Below are 20,383 nucleotides of genomic sequence, written 5' to 3'. Positions count from 1 at the left end.
CACACGAATTGCTTGATTCAGTTGTTAAAGAGCGGTGGGTTGAGCCTTTCGTCTCAACCGAGGCGCGCATTCTACAGCGCCCGGTGTATCTGTCAAGCGGTTATTTTAAGAAGTTTTTAAAGTTTCGCTTAAGAAACATCAACAACTTCAACCACTTGCGCTTCCGATCTCTCGTTAGCGGGAGGCGAATTCTACAGCGTTACTCGCTGCTGTCAACACCTCTTTTTGACCGCTTTCGACCGAGAAGATCGAATCGTTAACGGAGCCAGGAAAACCGCCCCACCAACTGCTTCCCGAGCTTCGATGACCTGAAGCCCTGCACCGCCAAAACCTACTTAACTCATTGAAACTCAAGGAGTTTTCCGTTTCGACTGCGCCGGAAGTGGGGCGAATTATAGACGTCCAGAATTTGCCGTCAACACCTATTTTCATATTTCTGTCACAACAGTCAAAAGCCCCCACAAACACAGAGGCCGGCGTCCAAAGACACCGGCCTCTTCATCTATTGCTTACAAGCTCGGGAAGGCGAACTGTGACGCCTCGTGGCTGGCACGCTGCGGCCAGCGCTGAGTAATGGCCTTGCGACGAGTATAGAAACGTACCCCGTCCGGGCCGTAGGCATGCAGGTCGCCGAACAACGAACGCTTCCACCCACCAAAGCTGTGGTAGGCAACGGGCACCGGCAACGGTACGTTGACTCCTACCATGCCGACTTCAATTTCATCGCAGAACAACCGCGCCGCCTCACCATCACGGGTAAAGATGCATGTGCCGTTGCCATACTCGTGATCGTTGATCAGTTGCATCGCCTCTTCCAGGCTGTTGACCCGGACGATGCACAGCACCGGCCCAAAAATCTCTTCTTTATAGATGCGCATCTCAGGCGTCACGCGATCAAACAGGCAGCCGCCCAGGAAGAACCCCTCCTCATGCCCGGCTACGCTCAAACCGCGACCATCGACAACCAGCGACGCACCCGCCGATACGCCATCTTCTATATAACCGCTGACCTTGTCGCGATGCTGACCGGTTACCAATGGCCCCATGTCCAGTCCGCACGACGTACCCGCGCCGATTTTCAGCGACTGGATCTGCGGCACCAGCTTGGCCACCAGCGCATCCGCCACCTGATCGCCGACACACACCGCCACCGAGATCGCCATGCAGCGTTCGCCACACGAACCGTAGGCCGCCCCCATCAACGCACTGACGGCGTTATCCAGATCTGCATCCGGCATCAATACCGCGTGGTTCTTAGCACCACCCAGTGCCTGGACGCGTTTGCCGCGCCGAGTACCTTCGGCATAGATGTATTCGGCAATCGGAGTGGAGCCGACAAAACTCAGCGCCTTCACCTCCGGCGCTTCGATCAGCGCATCCACTGCGGCTTTGTCGCCATGCACCACGCTCAACACGCCTTTGGGCAACCCGGCTTCCAGAAGCAATTGGGCGATCAGCAACGTCGAACTCGGGTCACGCTCGGACGGCTTGAGGATGAAGCAGTTGCCACAAACGATTGCCAACGGGTACATCCACAGCGGCACCATCGCCGGGAAGTTGAATGGCGTGATGCCCGCCACCACGCCCAAGGGCTGGAAGTCTGACCACGCGTCGATGTTCGGTCCTACATTGCGGCTGTATTCGCCCTTCAGAATCTCCGGTGCCGCACAGGCGAATTCGACGTTCTCGATGCCGCGCTTAAGCTCTCCAGCCGCATCTTCCAGCGTCTTGCCGTGCTCTTCACTGATCAACTGGGCGATGCGCGACTCGTTCTGCTCCAACAACTGCTTGAACCGGAACATGACCTGCGCTCGCTTGGCCGCCGGTGTGTTGCGCCAGGCAGGGAAAGCCGCCTTGGCGGCGTCGATAGCCTGCTGGATCGTCGCACGATCAGCCAGTGGCACCTTATGAATCGCCTGGCCGGTCGAGGGGTTGAACACGTCGGCGGTACGAGCGCTGTCGCTCAACAGTTCGCCATTGATCAAATGCGCAATGAGGCTCATGGGGACTCCAGAATGTTATCCACAAGCGCCCGCTGCCGGACGCCCGTATTGAAAGCTGTATAGAAGGACGCGTCAGTCGAGTTTGTTCAGCACTTCACCGACCGCATCGAACAAGCGATCCAGATCCTGTGGCTTGCTGTTGAACGTTGGCCCGAATTGCAGGGTGTCACCGCCGAAACGCACGTAGAACCCCTTTTTCCACAACGCCATGCCGGCCTCGAACGGGCGTACGATCGCGTCGCCATCGCGGGGTGCAATCTGGATTGCCCCGGCCAGGCCATAGTTGCGGATGTCGATGATGTTCTTCGCGCCCTTCAGGCCATGCAAAGCATTCTCGAAATGCGGAGCCACCTCGGCGACGCTCTGCACCAGGTTTTCCTTTTGCAGCAGATCCAGCGCCGCCAGGCCCGCCGCGCACGCCACCGGGTGCGCCGAATAGGTGTAGCCATGGGGAAATTCCACGGCGTACTCCGGCGTCGGCTGGTTCATGAACGTCTGGTAGATCTCGGAGCTGGCGATCACCGCGCCCATGGGGATCGCGCCATTGGTGACCTGTTTGGCAATGCACATGAGATCCGGGGTCACGCCGAAACTATCGGCACCGAACATCGAACCGGTACGGCCGAACCCAGTGATGACCTCGTCGAACACCAACAGAATGCTGTGCTGGTCGCAGATTTCCCGCAGGCGCTTGAGATAACCCTCCGGCGGCACCAGCACGCCAGCGGAACCGGCCATTGGTTCGACGAACACCGCGGCGATATTGGAGGCATCGTGCAGCTCGATCAGCTTCAACAGCTCATCGGCCAAGGCGATACCGCCCTCTTTCGGCATGCCACGGGAATAGGCATTGCTCGCCAGTAAAGTGTGGGGCAAGTGATCGACGTCCATCATCGCCTGGCCGAACAACTTGCGGTTACCGCTGACGCCGCCAAGGCTGGTGCCGGCGATGTTCACGCCGTGGTAACCACGCGCACGGCCGATCATCTTGGTCTTGGTCCCCTGGCCCTTGAGACGCCAGTAGGCGCGGACCATCTTCACCGCGGTATCGGCGCACTCGGAGCCGGAGTCGGTGAAGAACACATGGTTGAGGTTGCCCGGTGTCAGGCTGGTGATTTTTTCCGCCAACTGGAACGACAGCGGATGGCCGTACTGGAAGCCTGGCGAGTAGTCGAGGGTGCCCAACTGTTTGGCGACCGCTTCCTGGATTTCCTTGCGGGTATGCCCGGCGCCGCACGTCCACAGGCCCGATAGCGAGTCGTACACCTTGCGCCCTTTGTCATCCACCAGCCAACTGCCTTCGGCGGCGACGATCAGACGCGGATCGCGCTGGAAGTTGCGGTTGGCGGTGTAAGGCATCCAGTGGGCATCAAGCTTGAGCTGGCTGGCCAGGGAACCGGCAGCATGTTCGGGCATGTTCATCGACAAAACCTCGCAGGAGAGAAGCGACAAGGATCGAAAGGCGTTCTTGCAGCTAACTTGCCACGGCGATAAAGTCGATGAAATCCAACTTTTCTAACCTTCAGTCAGCGGATCACTAAACTATGAGCGCGCGTCGTCCCGATCCGCTGGCCCAGGTCAGCGACTTTGATATCCGTCTGTTGCGCATTTTTCGCAGCGTGGTGGAGTGCGGTGGATTCTCCGCAGCGGAGACGGTGCTTGGAATCGGCCGCTCCGCCATCAGCCAACAGATGAGCGACCTTGAACAGCGCCTTGGCCTACGGCTGTGTCAGCGCGGGCGGGCGGGCTTTTCCCTGACGGAGGAAGGCCGCGAGGTGTATCAGTCGGCATTGCAACTGTTAAGTGCGCTGGAAAGTTTTCGCACCGAAGTCAACGGCCTGCATCAGCACTTGCGCGGTGAGTTGATCATCGGTCTGACCGACAATCTCGTCACCCTGCCCCATATGCGCATCACCCATGCCCTGGCCCAATTGAAGGAACGCGGACCTGATGTGCAGATACAGATTCGCATGATCGCCCCCAACGAGGTCGAACAAGGTGTACTCGACGGTCGATTGCATGTCGGAGTGGTGCCCCAGGCCAGCGCTCTTTCCGGGCTGGAGTATCAACCGCTCTACAGCGAACGCTCGCTGTTGTATTGCGCGGTCGGGCATCCGTTGTTTTATGTGGATGACCAACAACTGGACGACGCTCGCCTCAACAGCCAGGATGCCATCGCACCGACTTTCCGCTTGCCCGCCGAGATCCAGGCCCACTACCAGGCACTCAATTGCACTGCCAGTGCATCGGACCGCGAAGGCATGGCGTTCCTGATTCTTACCGGGCGCTACATCGGTTACCTGCCGGATCATTACGCCAACCTGTGGGTCCAGCAGGGACGGTTGCGCGCCCTCAAGCCCACGGCCCGTTTCTATGATTTGAGCCTGGCGTCAGTCACGCGCAAGGGGCGTCGGCCTCATCTGGTGCTGGAGAGTTTTCTCCAGAGCCTGGCGGCAACTCGCTAACGCCTGATCTCTTTGTGGGAGCGGGCTTGCTCGCGAAGGCGATGTCTCTGTCAGCATCAATGTTGAATGACTGTCCGCTTTCGCGAGCAAGCCCGCTCCCACAGGTGTTTAGTCAGGCTTTATATAGCAGAGGCACTTGTCGGATCGCTGCCGGTGCGCTATCAACGCATTTGCTTGCCCCACAGACCCAGCCCGGAACCGCCCATGACCTTCGAAGTCCCTGCCCACGGTGGCAAGCCCACCAGCCGCATTCGTCAAAAAAACGAAGAGACCATCCTCAAGGCCGCCGAAGATGAATTCGCCCGTCATGGGTTCAAAGGCACCAGCATGAATGCCATTGCCTTGAAGGCCGGGCTGCCCAAGGCGAACCTGCATTATTACTTCACCAACAAGCTTGGGTTGTACGTGGCGGTGCTGAGCAACATCATCGAGTTGTGGGACAGCACCTTTAATACCCTCACCGCCGAAGATGATCCGGGCGAAGCCCTGACCCGCTACATTCGCGCCAAAATGGAGTTTTCCCGCCGTCACCCGCAAGCGTCCCGGCTTTTCGCCATGGAAGTGATCAGCGGTGGTGAATGTCTGACTGAATATTTCAACCAGGATTATCGCACCTGGTTCAACGGCCGCGCGGCGGTGTTCCAGGCCTGGATCGATGCCGGCAAGATGGACCCGATCGACCCCGTGCACCTGATCTTTCTGTTGTGGGGAAGTACTCAGCATTACGCCGACTTCGCCACCCAGATCTGCCGCGTGACCGGTCGCAGCAAGCTGACCAAGCAGGACATGATCGATGCCGGTGACAACCTGATCCGCATCATTCTCAAGGGCTGCGGCCTGAAACCAACCTTTTAAGATTCTCATGCCTTTTACCCTCACCGGCTTTTGTGAATACCGCGAAGAGATTCGCAAAAGCCGCTTCATTACCCTCGCCGCCCCTATCACCAGCCCCGCCGATGCCGTGGCCTTCATAGAACAGCACAGCGATCTGAACGCCACACACAACTGCTGGGCCTGGAAACTCGGCGACCAATACCGCAGCAACGACGACGGCGAACCGGGTGGCACCGCCGGGCGGCCAATCCTGGCGGCCATCGAAGCCCAGGCTTGCGATCAGGTCGTGGTGCTGGTGATCCGTTGGTACGGCGGAATCCAGTTGGGCACAGGAGGGTTGGCCCGGGCCTATGGCGGGGGCGCGAACAAATGCCTGCAAAACGCCGAGAAGGTTGAATTGATCAGCCGCGTGGCGCTGCGCTGCACCTGCGGTTTCGCGGAACTGGCCCTGGTGAAGCTGCGGGTCGCCGAGTGCGGCGGGCTGGTGAACACAGAAAGCTTTACAGCCAATGGTGTGGACTTGCAGGTGGCCGTGGGTGAAGCGCAGATCGAAACATTGCAGAAGCAATTGGCCGACCTGAGCCGTGGACGGATTCTGCTGGCACGTTGAAAGCGAAGGGTACTGCGACTTTTCGGGGCAACGCCCCTCGTCCGACTTGCCCACATCCACTGTGCACCCGACTGTGGATAACCTGAGCACATCCCGCTGTAACCCTTCTGTCATGCGGCTTTGCGACCGCTGTTCGTTTTTTGATCAAAGCACTGCTTTTGGTACGAATTCGTTAGAAAAACAAATGCTTGCGGCGTTTTATCACCTTTAGAAGAAAGCCGGGCGCTGGTTATGCCTGACCTTCAGGCTTGCGCACAATAACTGTGGAACATCCTGTGGATAACCCGTTCATGGCTGACGCCGCCCCATGAAAGGCATGGCTCGCAGCCGCCTGATCATTTTTTAACCACCCGTTTCGGGGCACAAACAGCGCCTCCATCACCTGCTCGCCCCATTGCGGTGCTCTATCCACAGCGAAGGTGCTGGCGGGTACACCAAGCTATAGGCGAAGCGCGGGGCTCGCTGACATTTCCTGACCTACTGGCCAGGAAATTGCTTTATCCACAGGCATTCATGTCCCCCGACCCGAGCCTGTCATGTCCGACCCCGATTCCATCCCGCGCCTGCAATTGCGCAAGATCAGCAAACGCTACCCTGGTTGCCTGGCCAATGACGCCATCGACCTGAGTATCCAACCCGGCGAGATCCACGCGCTGCTCGGCGAAAACGGCGCTGGCAAAAGCACCCTGATGAAGATTATCTACGGCGTTACCCAAGCCGATTCGGGCGAGGTGATCTGGCAAGGCCAACGGGTCGACCTGCGCAACCCGGCCCAGGCCCGCAGCCTGGGCATCGGTATGGTGTTCCAGCATTTCTCGCTGTTTGAAACCCTTACCGTGGCGCAGAACATCGCCCTGGCCATGGGCGCGGCAGCCGGTACACCGGCGCAACTGGAACCGCGAATCCGCGAAGTTTCCCGACGCTACGGCATGGCCCTGGAGCCGCAGCGGCTGGTCCACAGCCTGTCGATTGGCGAGCGCCAACGGGTGGAGATCATTCGCTGCTTGATGCAGGACATCCGTCTGCTGATTCTCGATGAACCCACCTCGGTGCTGACGCCCCAGGAAGCCGACGAACTGTTCGTGACCCTGCGGCGCCTGGCGAGCGAGGGCTGCAGCATTTTGTTCATCAGCCACAAGTTGGGCGAGGTCCGCGCGTTGTGCCACAGCGCGACAGTGCTGCGCGGCGGACGGGTGTCAGGGCATTGCACACCAGCGCAGTGCTCGGACCGCGAATTGGCGCAGTTGATGGTCGGCGAGGCGGCCGGCCTGATCGCGGACTATCCCAAGGTCAGCGCAGACAAAGCGTTCCTTGAGATCCACAAACTGTCATGGCCGAACCCGGACCCGTTCGGCTGCTCATTGCGGGATATAGACCTTGAGGTACGCAGCGGCGAAATCGTCGGTATCGCCGGAGTGGCGGGTAATGGACAGGACGAGTGGTTGGCATTACTCAGCGGTGAAACGCAACTGCCCCGCCACAAAGGCGAGACGATCCGGTTCGACGGGCAACCTGTGGCACATCTGCGTCCCGATGCCCGACGCCGCCTCGGGCTGGCATTTGTTCCAGCCGAACGCCTGGGCCATGGCGCCGTGCCGCAATTGAGCCTGGCGGATAACACTCTGCTCAGCGCCTTCCAACAAGGACTGATCAGTTGCGGCCTGATTCAACGGCGCAAGGTCGAGCACCTGGCCGAGGAGATTATCCGTCGTTTTGGGGTGAAGACGCCCGACACCAGAACCCCGGCGCGCAGCCTCTCGGGGGGCAACCTGCAAAAATTCATCCTCGGGCGGGAAATCCTTCAACAGCCCAGGCTGCTGGTGGCGGCGCATCCGACTTGGGGCGTAGACGTCGGCGCGGCGGCGACCATCCACAGGGCACTGATTGCCTTGCGCGATGCGGGTGCTGCCATCCTGGTGATCTCCGAAGACCTCGACGAACTGTTCCAGATCAGCGACCGCCTCGGCGCTTTGTGTGGCGGGCGCTTGTCCGCCTTGAGGCCCACTGTCCAAACCCGGCTAAGCGACGTCGGCGGCTGGATGGCCGGCCAGTTCGACGCCCCTCCATCCCCTGATCCTGCGACGGTCTAACGGAGTTTTTATGCTGCTGTCTCTTGAACCCCGCGGCCAACAATCGCGCCTGATGCTCTGGTGCTCGCCGCTGCTGGCCGCCGTATTGACCTTGGGCTGTGGCTCGCTGCTGTTCGCCGTCCTGGGGCATGATCCGTTGCAAACCTTGTACACCTTGTTGATCGCACCGATCAGCGATCTATACGGCGTGTCCGAATGGCTGGTCAAAGCCTTGCCGATCCTGCTCTGTGCCCTCGGCCTGGCGGTGGCCTACCAGGCACGAATCTGGAACATTGGCGCCGAGGGACAATTGTTATTGGGCGCCCTGGCCGGCAGCGCTGTCGCGGTGAACATCATCGACATGCAAAGCCGTTGGGCATTGGTGCTGATTCTGCTGACCGGCACTCTCGCCGGTGCCGCCTGGGCCGGGCTCACGGCGTGGCTACGCACACGCTTCAATGCCAATGAAATCCTCACCAGCATCATGCTCAATTACATCGCGCTTAACCTGCTGCTGTTCTGCGTTCACGGGCCGCTGAAAGACCCCGCCGGGTTCAACTTTCCGGAGTCGGCCATGTTCGGCGATGCCAGTCGCCTGCCATTGCTGGTGGAGGACGGGCGGCTTCATGCCGGGTTGTATTTCGCCCTGCTGGCACTGGTGGCGGTCTGGGTGTTGCTGCAGAAAAGTTTTGTCGGGTTTCAGATCAAAGTGTTGGGCCTGGACGCTAGGGCCGCCGGTTTCGCCGGTTTTCGCCAGAAGCCGCTGGTGTGGCTGGCGCTGTTGATCAGCGGCGCACTGGCCGGGCTCGCCGGTGTCTGCGAAGTGACCGGGCCAATCGGCCAACTGGTGCCGCAGGTGTCGCCGGGCTACGGCTATGCGGCGATTACCGTGGCGTTCCTGGGGCGCCTGAATCCCATCGGCATTCTGTTCGCCAGCCTGTTGATGGCCTTGTTGTACATCGGCGGCGAAAACGCGCAGATGTCGCTGAACCTTCCCCAGGCGATCACCCAACTGTTCCAGGGCATGATGCTGTTTTTCCTGTTGGCCTGCGACGTACTGATCCTGTATCGGCCGCGCCTTAACCTGCGCTGGGCCCGGCGCACCCGGACCACCGCCGTACAGGCAGGAGCGCTGTGATGGATATCGACCTGTTGAGCAATATTTTCTACGCCATGATCCGTTGCGGCACACCGTTGCTGCTGGTGGCCCTGGGGGAATTGATCTGCGAGAAAAGTGGTGTTTTAAACCTGGGCCAGGAAGGCATGATGCTGTTCGGCGCGGTGATCGGTTTTATCGTCGCGTTCAACAGCGGCAACCTGTGGCTTGGCGTGCTGCTGGCGATGGCCGCCGGGATGCTGTTGTCGGCGCTGTTCGCGTTGGTAGCGCTGGTGTTCAACGCCAATCAGGTGGCCACCGGATTGGCGTTGACGATTTTCGGCGTGGGGCTGTCGAGTTTTGTCGGGGCGGCCTGGGTCGGCAAGCCGCTGGCGGGGTTCGAACCGCTGGCGATTCCCTACTTGAGTGACATCCCGTTGATCGGGCGGATGCTGTTTGCCCAGGATCTGCTGGTGTACCTGTCTTTTGCACTGTTCGCCCTGGTGGCCTGGGTGATTGTGAAAAGTCGCGTCGGGCTGATCATCCAGGCGGTGGGGGAAAATCCCGATGCCGCCAGTGCCATGGGCCTGCCGGTGTTGCGGGTGCGGACCCTGGCGGTGCTGTTCGGCGGCGCCATGGCCGGGCTGGCGGGTGCCTATCTGTCGCTGGCCTACACGCCGATGTGGGCCGAAAACATGAGCGCCGGGCGCGGCTGGATCGCCCTGGCGCTGGTGGTGTTCGCCAGTTGGCGAGTGTGGCGCCTGCTGCTGGGCGCCTACCTGTTCGGCCTCGCCAGCATCCTGCACCTGGTGGCCCAGGGCTTGGGGCTGGCGATTCCATCGAGCTTGCTGGCGATGCTGCCGTATGCCGCGACCATCGTGGTGCTGGTGTTGCTGTCCCGGGATGCCGTACGCACGCGGTTGTATGCGCCGGTGTCGCTGGGGCAGCCTTGGCAGGCGGGGCATTGAGGGCACCTGTGGCGAGGGAGCTTGCTCCCGCTCGACTGCGCAGCAGGCGCCTTCCTATGAGGAGTGCTGCGCCCTCCAGCGGGAGCAAGCTCCCTCGCCACGGATGGGCAGTGCCTGCATGACACCCCACACCACCTCCAGAAACAGGAAAACCCACAACACCGCATTGGCCCCATGAAGCAATGCATACAGCATCCAGGCCGCAAACAAAAACCGCCCCGCCGCGTCATAACGCCCATACAGCGGCTGCGGATCCCGAATCCGCAGAACCGACCACACGCAAACAATCGAGCCCAGCAGATTTGCCATCAGCACATGCGCCGGCGCAAACGGCGGCAGTTCTCCAGGCAGGTCAAATAGCTGAGTCATACTCATCAACACACCATGCAACGCCGCAAAGCTCCACGGCGTGGCCAACACGGCCGACACAATAAGGTCGTACCAGGCGCTGCCGCGCACCACCCGGCGATATTGCATCAAAGTCCACATACACCTTGCTCCAGATAATTGGGAAGCAAAGAGGCTAAAGCCTGGGGTATGCTCCAAGGTCAAGCCCTCCGGAGACCCACCATGCGCATTGGTGAACTCGCCCAAGCCTGTGCCGTCAGTCGTGACACGCTGCGCTTCTACGAGCAGCGTGGCCTGATCGCGGCGCAGCGCAGCGCCAATGGCTATCGCCACTACCCCGCCGACATGGTGCAACTGGTGCTCTACATCAAGACCGCCCAGCGCCTGGGTTTTACCCTCGGCGAGATCGGTAACAGCGTCGCCGCCCTGTGGCACACACCGGACCCGGACCGCGCCGTGACGCAATTGCTGCAAGACAAACTGAACCTGATCGAAACCCGCATGACCGAACTCGACGCGTTGCGTCATGAGCTGAAACAACGGCTCGGGCAACGTTGTCCATTAAATCCGTGACCTTTTTTCATCAAGGATGCTCCTCATGAATTCGGCAAAAAACGCATTGATCATTGGCGCCTCCCGGGGCCTGGGCCTCGGTCTGGTGAAGACGCTGCTGAGCGATGGCTGGAGCGTGACCGCCACCGTGCGCAACCCGCAGAACGCCGAGGCGTTGAAGGCGCTTGGGCCGGTGCGGATCGAAAAGCTCGACATGGACGACCAGCAAGCCGTCATCGCCCTGAGCCAGCAGCTCAAGGGCGAAACCTTCGACCTGTTGTTCGTCAATGCCGGTGTCAAAGGCCCGGACAACCAGAGCCCGGGCGGCGCGACGCTGGCGGAAGTCGGCCAGTTGTTCTTCACCAATGCCGTGGCGCCGATCAACCTGGCCCAGCGCTTCGTCGGCCAGATCCGCGACGGCAGCGGCGTGCTGGCGTTCATGAGCTCGGTGCTGGGCAGCGTGACCATGCCTGACGCCCCGGAACTAGCGCTGTACAAGGCCAGCAAGGCGGCGCTCAACTCCATGACCAACAGCTTCGTCAGCCAACTGGGCGAACAGACATTGACGGTTCTGTCGCTGCACCCGGGCTGGGTCAAGACCGACATGGGTGGCGAAGGGGCGGACATTGATGTCCAGACCAGCACCCGAGGCCTGATTGATCAGGTCAATGCCTTTGCCGGCAAGGGTGGGCATCATTTCGTCAACTACAAGGGCGAGACGATTCCCTGGTAACCCAAGCCTTCCCCCTGTGGGAGCAAGCCTGCTCGCGATTGCGGTCTAACATTCACCATGATGTCGACTGACACACCGCTATCGCGAGCAGGCTCGCTCCCACATTTGAGCCTCAGCGAACTCTGGAAATGTGCCAGGCAACCTGAGTAAACTCAGCACCTCGCCCTACCCAACGGGCGACCCTGGATCAGCAGACAGGGCATCACTGAGCTGGCTAACCTGAACCCACTTTCAGAGGAGCCGGCTACCATGCCTGCGACCCGTACCTGGTTAAAAAATCCCCTCGCCATCTTCACGGCCAACAACCTCGATGCCCGTGGCGGTCTTGTCCTGCAAAACGGCGTGATCGTCGAATTGCTGAGCGCCGGCCAACAACCCACCCAGCCCTGTGACACGGTCTTCGACGCAGGCGAACATGTGATCCTGCCGGGGCTGATCAACACCCATCATCATTTCTACCAGACCCTGACTCGCGCCTGGGCGCCGGTGGTGAACCAGCCCCTGTTCCCGTGGCTGAAAACCCTCTACCCGGTATGGGCGCGGTTGACGCCGGAAAAGCTCGCCCTGGCGAGCAAAGTGGCGCTGGCCGAATTGTTGCTTTCAGGCTGCACCACTGCGGCCGATCACCACTATCTGTTTCCCGAGGGCCTGGAAAATGCCATCGATGTGCAGGTGCAAAGTGTCCGTGAGCTGGGCATGCGCGCGATGCTGACCCGCGGATCCATGAGCCTGGGCGAGGCCGACGGAGGCTTGCCGCCGCAGCAGACTGTGCAGCAAGGTCAAGTGATCCTCGAGGACAGCCAACGGTTGATCAGCCAATACCATGAGCGCGGCGACGGTGCGCAAATCCAGATTGCCCTGGCGCCTTGTTCACCGTTTTCAGTCACGCCCGAAATCATGCGCGCCAGCGCCGAGCTGGCAGAGAAACTCGACGTACGCCTGCACACTCACCTGGCCGAAACCCTCGACGAAGAGGACTTCTGCCTGCAACGCTTCGGCCTGCGCACCGTGGACTACCTGGACAGCGTCGGCTGGCTCGGCCCGCGCACCTGGCTGGCCCACGGCATTCATTTCAATCCTGAGGAAATCACCCGTCTCGGCGCCGCCGGCACCGGCATCTGCCATTGCCCGAGCTCCAACATGCGCCTGGCCTCGGGCATCTGCCCGACCCTGGAACTCAGCGCCGCCGGCGCACCGCTGGGCCTGGGTGTGGACGGCTCGGCGTCCAACGATGCGTCGAACATGATCCTGGAAACCCGTCAGGCGTTGTACATCCAGCGCCTGCGTTATGGCGCGCAGGCGATCACCCCGCAACGCGTGTTGGGCTGGGCGACGCGCGGCTCGGCACAACTGCTGGGGCGCAGCGATATCGGCGAGCTGGCGGTGGGCAAGCAGGCTGACCTGGCGTTGTTCAAGCTCGACGAACTGCGCTTCTCCGGCAGTCACGATCCGGTCTCGGCCCTGCTGCTGTGCGGCGCGGACCGGGCGGACCGGGTGATGGTCGCAGGGCAGTGGCGGGTCATCGACGGGCAGATCGAGGGGTTGGACCTGAAGGGGTTGATTGCTGATCACAGCCAGGCAGCGCGGGAGTTGATCGCCGGCGCCTGATCCACCCCAAACCAATGTGGGAGCGAGCCTGCTCGCGATGACGGCTTCATATCCAGCATTGATGTTGATGGATAGACCGCTATCGCGAGCAGGCTCGCTCCCACAATTGGCACTGTGCTGGGCTTAAAGTCCGAGCAACGACAGCATGATAAACGTCGCGAACAACACAAAATGGGTCATGCCTTCAATGGCATTGGTTTCCCCATCGTTGAGGTTGATGGCGCAGACGATCAAGGTGATGAAGATCATCACCGTCTGCACCGGGGTCATTGCCATCTGGAACGGCTGGCCGGTGTAGAGCGCCATCGCTTCCATCACCGGCACCGTGAGGATCACGGTGGACAGCGAAGCCCCCAAGGCGATATTCACCACCGACTGCATGCGGTTTGCCAGCGCCGCACGCAAGGCGGTAAGGATTTCCGGTGCCGCGGAAATGGCGGCCACCAGAATCGCCGTCACCACCGGCGGCGCCCCGGAACCTTCCAGCCCCAGGTCGATGGCTTTGGACATGACTTCGGCCAACGCGCCGATCACCACGACGCCAAACACCAGCGCCGCGATGGAGAACGTCAGGCTGATGGGTTTCGGCTGGTTTTCCACCGGTTCTTTGCGCCGGCGTTTTTCCGGGTAGCTGTAGCTGAAAAAGTAACTGTGCGGCCCTACCTGCATGCGCAGGAACAGGGTGTACAGCACGATCATCGCGCCGATGGTGAATGCCGAATAGAGCTTCCAGCTCTCTTGGGGAATGAACTCCGGCACCACCATCGACACGCCCATGGCGGTGAGAATCATCACGCTGTAGGTGCGCGCCGAATCATCGTTGTAAGCCTGCTCGCCATGCTTGATTCCACCCATCAGCGCGGCAAGGCCAAGAATGCCATTGATGTCGAGCATCACCGCTGAATAAATGGTGTCGCGCACCAGCGTCGGCGAGGCTTCGTTGCTCATCATGATCGCCAGGATCACCACTTCTACCAGCACCGCCGACAACGTCAGGATCATCGTGCCGTAGGGATCGCCGACCTTCTCTGCCAACAGCTCGGCATGATGGGCCACACGCATGGACGCCACGACGATAAAGCCGATCAGCACCAACCCGCCGAGCAACGCCACGACCTGCCCGCTGCCCAACAGCCAGTGCTCCAGCGGGTAGGCAACACAGGCGGCGAGCAAGGCCAGCAGCAACAGTGTTTCTTGCTTGATCAGAGTGAACATTACGGACGTTTAACCATGGGCAGGTGATGAAGCTACTGACTGTGAGAGGCGGCGAACGTTCGCGCCAAGTGATGCACCAGTGGATGGCGATTGATTGGCCGGACGCACCGTTATCGCCCGGTCGATCCCACTGTGGCGAGGGAGCTTGCTCCCGCGTGGTTGCGCAGCAATCGCAACATCAGGGCCGCTGCGCAGCCCAGCGGGAGCAAGCTCCCTCGCCACAAGGGGAATGCGTCGATTTGTTGTCTTGTTGGTCAGCATTTTGCATTAGCGCTGTTCAGCCAACCTCACAACAAAATGGAGTTCGAGTTCATGCACAAGCGTCCCTTGAAGATGTTGCTTTGCGCCGTCGCTGCAACTGTCGGTCTGAGCGCCGGCCTGAATGCCAGCGCCGCCGACCCGCTGAAGGTCGGTTTCGTCTATATCGGCCCCATCGGTGACCACGGCTGGACCTACCAGCATGAACAGGGACGCAAGGAACTGGTGGCGAAACTCGGCGACCGAATCACCACCAACTACGTGGAAAACGTGCCCGAAGGCGCCGACGCCGAGCGGGTGATCCGCAACATGGCCAAGGACAAATACGACCTGATCTTCACCACGTCCTTCGGCTACATGAACCCGACACTGAAAGTCGCCAAGCAATTCCCCAAGGTGACCTTCGAACACGCCACCGGCTACAAGCAGGACAAGAACCTGGGCACTTATCTGGCACGCACCTATGAGGGTCGCTACGTCGGCGGCTTCATCGCGGCCAAGATGACCAAAAGCAAAAAAATCGGCTACGTCGCCTCCTTCCCGATTCCAGAAGTGATCCGCGATATCAACGCTATCCAACTGGCCCTGAACAAGTACAACCCCGGCACCGAAATCAAAGTGGTGTGGGTCAACTCCTGGTTCGATCCGGGCAAGGAAGCCGATGCCGCCAACGCCTTGATCGATCAGGGCGTGGACGTGGTGTTCCAGCACACCGACAGCCCGGCGCCGATCCAGGCCGCCGAGCGGCGCGGCGTCTACGCCGTCGGCTACGCTTCGGACATGGCCCACTTCGGTCCCAAGGCGGTGCTGACCTCGATTGTCAACGACTGGGGCCCGCACTACATCCAGGCAACCCAAAGCGTGCTCGACCATAGCTGGAAATCCCAGGACTACTGGGGCGGCCTGAAGGAAGGCACGGTGAAGCTGCCGATCAGCGACCTGGTGCCAGCGGCGGTCAAAAGCGAAGCCGAGCAGATCATCGCCGACATCGAGAGCGGTGCTTTCCATCCGTTCACCGGGCCGATCAAGGACCAGGCCGGCGTCGAGAAAATCCCGGCGGGCGTGAGCGCTACCAATGCGGAACTGGCGTCGATGAATTATTACGTCGAAGGCATGAAGGCTGAGATTCCCAAATAACTGACGAGTCAACACAAAACCCTGTGGGAGCGAGCCTGCTCGCGATAGCGGACTGACATTCAACGTTGATGTCGACAGACAAATCGCTATCGCGAGCAGGCTCGCTCCCACATCGGCCCCCACACAATCAGGAAAGCCGCATGAACAGCCTTCCCATCATCGACATCAGCCCGCTCTACGGCGATGCCCCCAGCGCTTGGCAATCGGTCGCCAACCAGATCGACCAGGCCTGCCGCCAGTGGGGCTTTTTCTACATCAAGGGTCACCCCATCAGCCCGGCGCGCATTACCGAAGTCCTGGACCATGCCCAACGCTTCTTCAGGCTGCCGGTAGCAGAAAAACTCAAGATCGACATCACCCAGACCCGCCATCATCGCGGCTACGGCGCCGTCGCCACCGAACAACTGGACCCGGCCAAACCCAGCGACCTGAAAGAAACCTTCGACATGGGCCTGCACTTGCCGGCCGATCATCCCGACGTGCTGGCGCATAAGCCTCTGCGGGGGCCTAACCGACACCCGGACCTCGCGGGCTGGGACCCCCTGATGGAGCAGCATTACCGCGACATGCAGGCCCTTGCCCAAACCCTGCTGCGCGCCATGACCCTGGCCTTGGGCATCGAGCGAGACTTCTTCGACACGCGCTTCACCGAGCCTGTAAGCGTGCTGCGCCTGATTCACTATCCGCCGCGTCACACCGCCAGCTCTGCCGAGCAGCAAGGTGCCGGTGCCCATACCGATTACGGCTGCATCACCCTGCTCTACCAGGACGCCGCCGGTGGCCTGCAAGTGCGCAACGTCAATGGCCAATGGATCGACGCGCCGCCCATCGACGGGACGTTCGTGGTCAACCTCGGCGACATGATGGCGCGCTGGAGCAACGACCGTTACCTGTCCACCCCCCATCGGGTGATCAGCCCGCTGGGGGTAGACCGCTATTCGATGCCGTTCTTTGCCGAGCCGCACCCCGACACGCTGATCCAATGCCTGCCCGGTTGTCAGGATGAGGGCCACCCACCGAAGTACCCGACCACCACCTGCGCCGAATTCCTGCTGTCACGCTTCGCTGACACCTATGCTTACCGGCGGGAACAACAGGCGGTGTAGTGGATCAGCCGGTCAGGTTTTACCAGACATTGCGGCCAGCCCCTGTAGAATGCCTGCCATCGATTCGCTGATGAGAAAAGAACATGTACGACTGGCTGAACGCCTTGCCCAAGGCTGAACTGCACCTGCATCTGGAAGGCTCGCTGGAGCCCGAGCTGCTGTTCGCCCTGGCCGAACGCAACAAGATTGCCTTGCCGTGGAGCGACGTGGACACCCTGCGCAAGGCCTATGCCTTCAACAATCTGCAGGAATTCCTCGACCTGTATTACCAGGGTGCCGACGTGTTGCGCACCTCCCAGGATTTCTACGACCTGACCTGGGCCTACCTGTTGCGCTGCAAGGCGCAGAACGTGATTCACACCGAACCGTTCTTCGACCCGCAGACCCACACCGACCGTGGCGTCCCGTTCGAAGTGGTGCTCAATGGCATCGCCGCGGCCCTCAAGGACGGTGAACAGCAACTGGGCATCACCAGCGGCCTGATCCTGAGTTTCCTGCGCCACCTGAGCGAAGAACAGGCCGAGAAAACCCTCGACCAGGCGCTGCCGTTCCGCGATGCGTTCGTGGCCGTGGGTCTGGACAGTTCGGAAATGGGCCATCCGCCGAGCAAGTTCCAGCGGGTATTCGACCGTGCGCGCAACGAGGGCTTCCTGACCGTTGCCCACGCCGGTGAAGAAGGCCCGCCCGAGTACATCTGGCAAGCCCTGGACCTGTTGAAGATCCAGCGCATCGACCACGGCGTGCGGGCCATTGAAGATGAACGACTGATGCAACGGATCATCGACGAACAGATCCCGCTGACGGTCTGCCCGTTGTCCAACACCAAGCTGTGCGTGTTCGACGACATGTCGCAACACAACATCCTCGACATGCTCGAGCGCGGTGTGAAGGTGACGGTCAACTCCGATGACCCGGCGTACTTCGGCGGCTACGTCACCGAAAACTTCCACGCGCTGCACACCCACCTGGGGATGACCCAGGACCAGGCCACGCGCCTGGCGCAGAACAGCCTGGATGCGCGGCTGGTAAAACCCTAAGACTGATGCCCCTTGTGGGAGCGAGCCTGCTCGCGATCGCGGCATGACATTCAACATCGATGTCGGCTGACTTACCGCTATCGCGAGCAGGCTCGCTCCCACATGGGGGGGTTAACCGGCCACCGTACCCTCGCTCAACTCCTCCAATGTCTTGCCCCGCGTCTCCACGCCAAACACCCAGACCACCCCCGCCGCCACGGCGAAGCACAGTGCGCCCAGGGCGAACACACCGCCCTGTCCGGTAATGGGAAACACCAACCCGGTGACCAGGGGCCCGAGCAGCGAACCAATGCGGCCGACAGCCGAGGCAAAACCCGAACCCGTGGCCCGTGCCGAGGTGGGGTACAGCTCCGGCGTGTAGGTGTAGAGCACCGCCCACATACCGAACAGGAAAAACTGCATCAGAAGCCCGGTGCCGATCAGCAGGCCCACGTTGCCGCCAAACACCGCGCTCTGACCATAAAGAAACGCCATCACCCCACCACCCAGCAACGTGACCACGCACATCGGTTTACGTCCCCAGCGCTCCACCAGCCACGCCGCCATGAGGAAACCGGGAATCCCGCCCAAGGAAATCAGCACGGTGTAGTACACCGACTGGGTCACCGCGAACCCCGACTGCTGCAACAACGCACTGAGCCAGGACGTCAGGCCATAAAAACCGAGCAAGGCGAAGAACCAGACGCTCCAGATCATCATCGTGCGCTGGCGATACAGCGGTGACCAGATCTGCGCCAGGGCCGAAAAGAAATTGCCCGGCGTGCTCTCGCCCCTCGGCAGACGAATCGGCTCAGGCAGTTCTCCTCGCCCCAACGAGGCTCGGACCTTGTCTTCGATTCGCCTGAGCACGTCATCCGCCTCGTCCCCCCGGCCGGCCTGTTCCAGCCAGCGCGGCGACTCGGGAATGAAGAAGCGAATAACCAGGACAAACACCGCCGGCACCGCCAACACCAGGAAGATGTCGCGCCAGCCGATCACCGGCAATAGAAAATACGACAGCACGCCCGCCGCCACGAAACCCAACGGCCAGAAGCCGTCCATCAACGCGATATAACGGCCTCGGCGTGTGGCCGGGATCAGCTCCGAGAGCATCGACTGAGCGATCGGAAACTCCATGCCCATGCCGATACCCAGCAGGATGCGGAACAGCATCAGTGAATCGACGCTCTGGGCGGTCGAGCACAAATAACTGGCGACGCCCCACAACACGATGCTCCACTGGAACACCGGCTTGCGCCCGAACCGATCGGCCAGCATGCCCGACAGCGATGCTCCCAGTACCATGCCAAAGAAACTGGAGCTGGCGAGCAAACCTGCCTGGGCGGTGCTTAAGCCAAACTCGGCTTTGATCGAGCCCAGGAGGAACGTCATCATGGCCAGGTCCATGGAGTCGAAGAAAAACGCCAAGGCAATAATGATGAAAATAATTCGGTGGTAGCCGCTGATGGGCAGGCGCTCCAGACGTTCCGCCGCGCTGTAGCCGTGAGTATCCATGCTGTTTCCCCCAATCCAAAAAAATCCCAGGTTCGAGTGTGCGCGAACCTTGCTGGAGGCTATTGCTGAATACGACCTGTCGGCAGCCCTAGAACGCCATTTCCACGGTGTCCTGCGTGGCGAACCGATGGATTTCCTGCTGGCCAAGCACCGTTACCTGCAAGGCCCTGGAGTCGTTGGGCAAGCTCAGCCAACCGGACTGCATGAACAGTTGCAGCAACGCCGCCCCCAAGGCGCCCCCCAGGTGCGGACGTCGCTCGCTCCAGTCCGGGCAGGCACAAGCGGTGCGGGCGTTGCGGTGGGCCAGCGCCTGGATGAACAGGCCGTGCCCGGCCAGCTCATTGGCACCTTTGTGAGTCACGATCACCCGCTGGTCGCCCTGCTCGATCCATCCGGCATCCAGCAGGCGCTGATACAGGTCTGCCGCCAGGGTGCCGCCCAGATGGTCCTCGCAAAGCCTGGCCCGCATCAACGAAGCGGGAGCCGACGGGGCCTTGCCCGGCATGACCCCGCGCTTGAAGACTTCCGGAAGCTGCCGCGGCGTACTGGCCAGGGTCGCGCTGGCCAGCGCTTCGACGGCAGCACCGATCTCGGGTGCCGCCAGGCGGAAAAACCGTTTGCGGCCACGGGCTTCGACTTTCAACAGGCCACCGGCGGACAGACGGCCCAGATGAGCGCTGGCCGAAGACGGCGACAGCCCGGCCAGCAACGCCAGCTCTTCAGCCTGCCGCGCCGTGCCGTCCATCAAGGCCCACATCATTGCGCTGCGTTTTGGGTCGGCCAGCAGCGTGGCGATCTGGCTGATGCAAGGTGCATGTTCCATGTATTCACTCCCTGTTGAATCATTCGT

18 protein-coding genes are annotated in these 20,383 nt (G+C 60.9%); 12 read left to right on the top strand and 6 right to left on the bottom strand.

Annotated elements, in window-relative coordinates:
• Window positions 1-509: 509 nt before the first annotated feature.
• Window positions 510-2,003 (bottom strand): CoA-acylating methylmalonate-semialdehyde dehydrogenase, encoded by a 1,494-nt coding sequence (locus BMY45_RS06980; RefSeq protein WP_092395980.1) that lies wholly within the window; start codon window positions 2,001-2,003, stop codon window positions 510-512.
• A 72-nt stretch (window positions 2,004-2,075) separates the two neighbouring features.
• On the bottom strand, window positions 2,076-3,425 hold the full coding sequence (locus tag BMY45_RS06975) for an omega-aminotransferase AptA (RefSeq protein ID WP_092395978.1): 1,350 nt from the start codon (window positions 3,423-3,425) through the stop codon (window positions 2,076-2,078).
• A 122-nt stretch (window positions 3,426-3,547) separates the two neighbouring features.
• Between BMY45_RS06975 and BMY45_RS06970 the strand changes: the two genes are divergently transcribed.
• The 6 genes from BMY45_RS06970 (at window position 3,548) to BMY45_RS06945 (ending at window position 10,045) form a co-directional block, all read left to right on the top strand.
• Window positions 3,548-4,468, top strand: a complete 921-nt coding sequence (locus tag BMY45_RS06970) for a LysR family transcriptional regulator (RefSeq protein WP_092395976.1) — start codon at window positions 3,548-3,550, stop codon at window positions 4,466-4,468.
• Between the two features lie 204 nt (window positions 4,469-4,672).
• The gene (locus BMY45_RS06965; RefSeq protein ID WP_092395974.1) at window positions 4,673-5,323 is read left to right on the top strand and encodes a TetR/AcrR family transcriptional regulator; all 651 of its coding nucleotides are present in this window, start codon (window positions 4,673-4,675) and stop codon (window positions 5,321-5,323) included.
• Between the two features lie 7 nt (window positions 5,324-5,330).
• A complete protein-coding gene (locus BMY45_RS06960; protein WP_076386466.1) occupies window positions 5,331-5,912 on the top strand; it encodes an IMPACT family protein in 582 nt (193 codons plus the stop codon).
• Between the two features lie 536 nt (window positions 5,913-6,448).
• Window positions 6,449-8,002: an ABC transporter ATP-binding protein gene (locus BMY45_RS06955; RefSeq protein ID WP_092395972.1), complete on the top strand. Its 1,554-nt coding sequence runs from the start codon at window positions 6,449-6,451 to the stop codon at window positions 8,000-8,002.
• Between the two features lie 10 nt (window positions 8,003-8,012).
• Window positions 8,013-9,119: an ABC transporter permease gene (locus BMY45_RS06950; protein ID WP_092395970.1), complete on the top strand. Its 1,107-nt coding sequence runs from the start codon at window positions 8,013-8,015 to the stop codon at window positions 9,117-9,119.
• Window positions 9,119-10,045, top strand: a complete 927-nt coding sequence (locus BMY45_RS06945; RefSeq protein ID WP_092395968.1) for an ABC transporter permease — start codon at window positions 9,119-9,121, stop codon at window positions 10,043-10,045. Before BMY45_RS06950 ends, BMY45_RS06945 begins: the two co-directional genes overlap by 1 nt.
• A 54-nt stretch (window positions 10,046-10,099) precedes the next feature.
• On the opposite strand, the gene BMY45_RS06940 is transcribed toward BMY45_RS06945, so the two are convergent.
• Complete coding sequence (locus BMY45_RS06940) at window positions 10,100-10,534, bottom strand: hypothetical protein (RefSeq protein ID WP_092395966.1); 435 nt, start codon at window positions 10,532-10,534, stop codon at window positions 10,100-10,102.
• Window positions 10,535-10,615: 81 nt separating this feature from the next.
• Here BMY45_RS06940 and BMY45_RS06935 point away from each other — a divergent pair, with 81 nt between their 5' ends.
• From BMY45_RS06935 to BMY45_RS06925, 3 genes are all read left to right on the top strand, one after another.
• Window positions 10,616-10,966 (top strand): MerR family transcriptional regulator, encoded by a 351-nt coding sequence (locus BMY45_RS06935; protein ID WP_092395964.1) that lies wholly within the window; start codon window positions 10,616-10,618, stop codon window positions 10,964-10,966.
• Between the two features lie 25 nt (window positions 10,967-10,991).
• On the top strand, window positions 10,992-11,678 hold the full coding sequence (locus tag BMY45_RS06930) for an SDR family oxidoreductase (RefSeq protein ID WP_092395962.1): 687 nt from the start codon (window positions 10,992-10,994) through the stop codon (window positions 11,676-11,678).
• A gap of 249 nt (window positions 11,679-11,927) precedes the next feature.
• Window positions 11,928-13,286 carry an 8-oxoguanine deaminase gene (locus tag BMY45_RS06925; RefSeq protein ID WP_092395960.1) on the top strand — a complete coding sequence of 453 codons (1,359 nt, stop codon included), beginning with the start codon at window positions 11,928-11,930 and terminating at the stop codon, window positions 13,284-13,286.
• A 123-nt stretch (window positions 13,287-13,409) separates the two neighbouring features.
• Here BMY45_RS06925 and BMY45_RS06920 read toward each other — a convergent pair whose 3' ends face one another.
• Window positions 13,410-14,501, bottom strand: coding sequence for a calcium:cation antiporter (locus BMY45_RS06920; RefSeq protein WP_092395958.1), 1,092 nt, complete (start codon window positions 14,499-14,501; stop codon window positions 13,410-13,412).
• A 312-nt stretch (window positions 14,502-14,813) separates the two neighbouring features.
• On the opposite strand from BMY45_RS06920, the gene BMY45_RS06915 reads away from it, so the two are divergent.
• From BMY45_RS06915 to BMY45_RS06900, 3 genes are all read left to right on the top strand, one after another.
• Window positions 14,814-15,896 (top strand): BMP family ABC transporter substrate-binding protein, encoded by a 1,083-nt coding sequence (locus BMY45_RS06915; protein WP_092395956.1) that lies wholly within the window; start codon window positions 14,814-14,816, stop codon window positions 15,894-15,896.
• A gap of 140 nt (window positions 15,897-16,036) precedes the next feature.
• A complete protein-coding gene (locus BMY45_RS06905; RefSeq protein WP_092395952.1) occupies window positions 16,037-17,002 on the top strand; it encodes a 2-oxoglutarate and iron-dependent oxygenase domain-containing protein in 966 nt (321 codons plus the stop codon).
• Window positions 17,003-17,085: 83 nt separating this feature from the next.
• Window positions 17,086-18,039: an adenosine deaminase gene (locus BMY45_RS06900; RefSeq protein WP_076386484.1), complete on the top strand. Its 954-nt coding sequence runs from the start codon at window positions 17,086-17,088 to the stop codon at window positions 18,037-18,039.
• A gap of 111 nt (window positions 18,040-18,150) precedes the next feature.
• Here the strand turns inward: BMY45_RS06900 and BMY45_RS06895 are convergent, their stop codons facing one another.
• On the bottom strand, window positions 18,151-19,533 hold the full coding sequence (locus BMY45_RS06895) for an MFS transporter (RefSeq protein WP_092395950.1): 1,383 nt from the start codon (window positions 19,531-19,533) through the stop codon (window positions 18,151-18,153).
• Window positions 19,534-19,621: 88 nt separating this feature from the next.
• Entirely contained in the window at window positions 19,622-20,356 is a 735-nt protein-coding gene (locus BMY45_RS06890) for an ArsR/SmtB family transcription factor (protein WP_047227419.1), read from the bottom strand.
• Between the last annotated feature and the right edge of the window lie 27 nt (window positions 20,357-20,383).

It is taken from the genome of Pseudomonas sp. NFACC39-1 (genome assembly GCF_900110355.1).
Lineage (GTDB): Bacteria > Pseudomonadota > Gammaproteobacteria > Pseudomonadales > Pseudomonadaceae > Aquipseudomonas > Aquipseudomonas tehranensis.
This window is presented reverse-complemented; position numbering and strand designations above follow the sequence as displayed.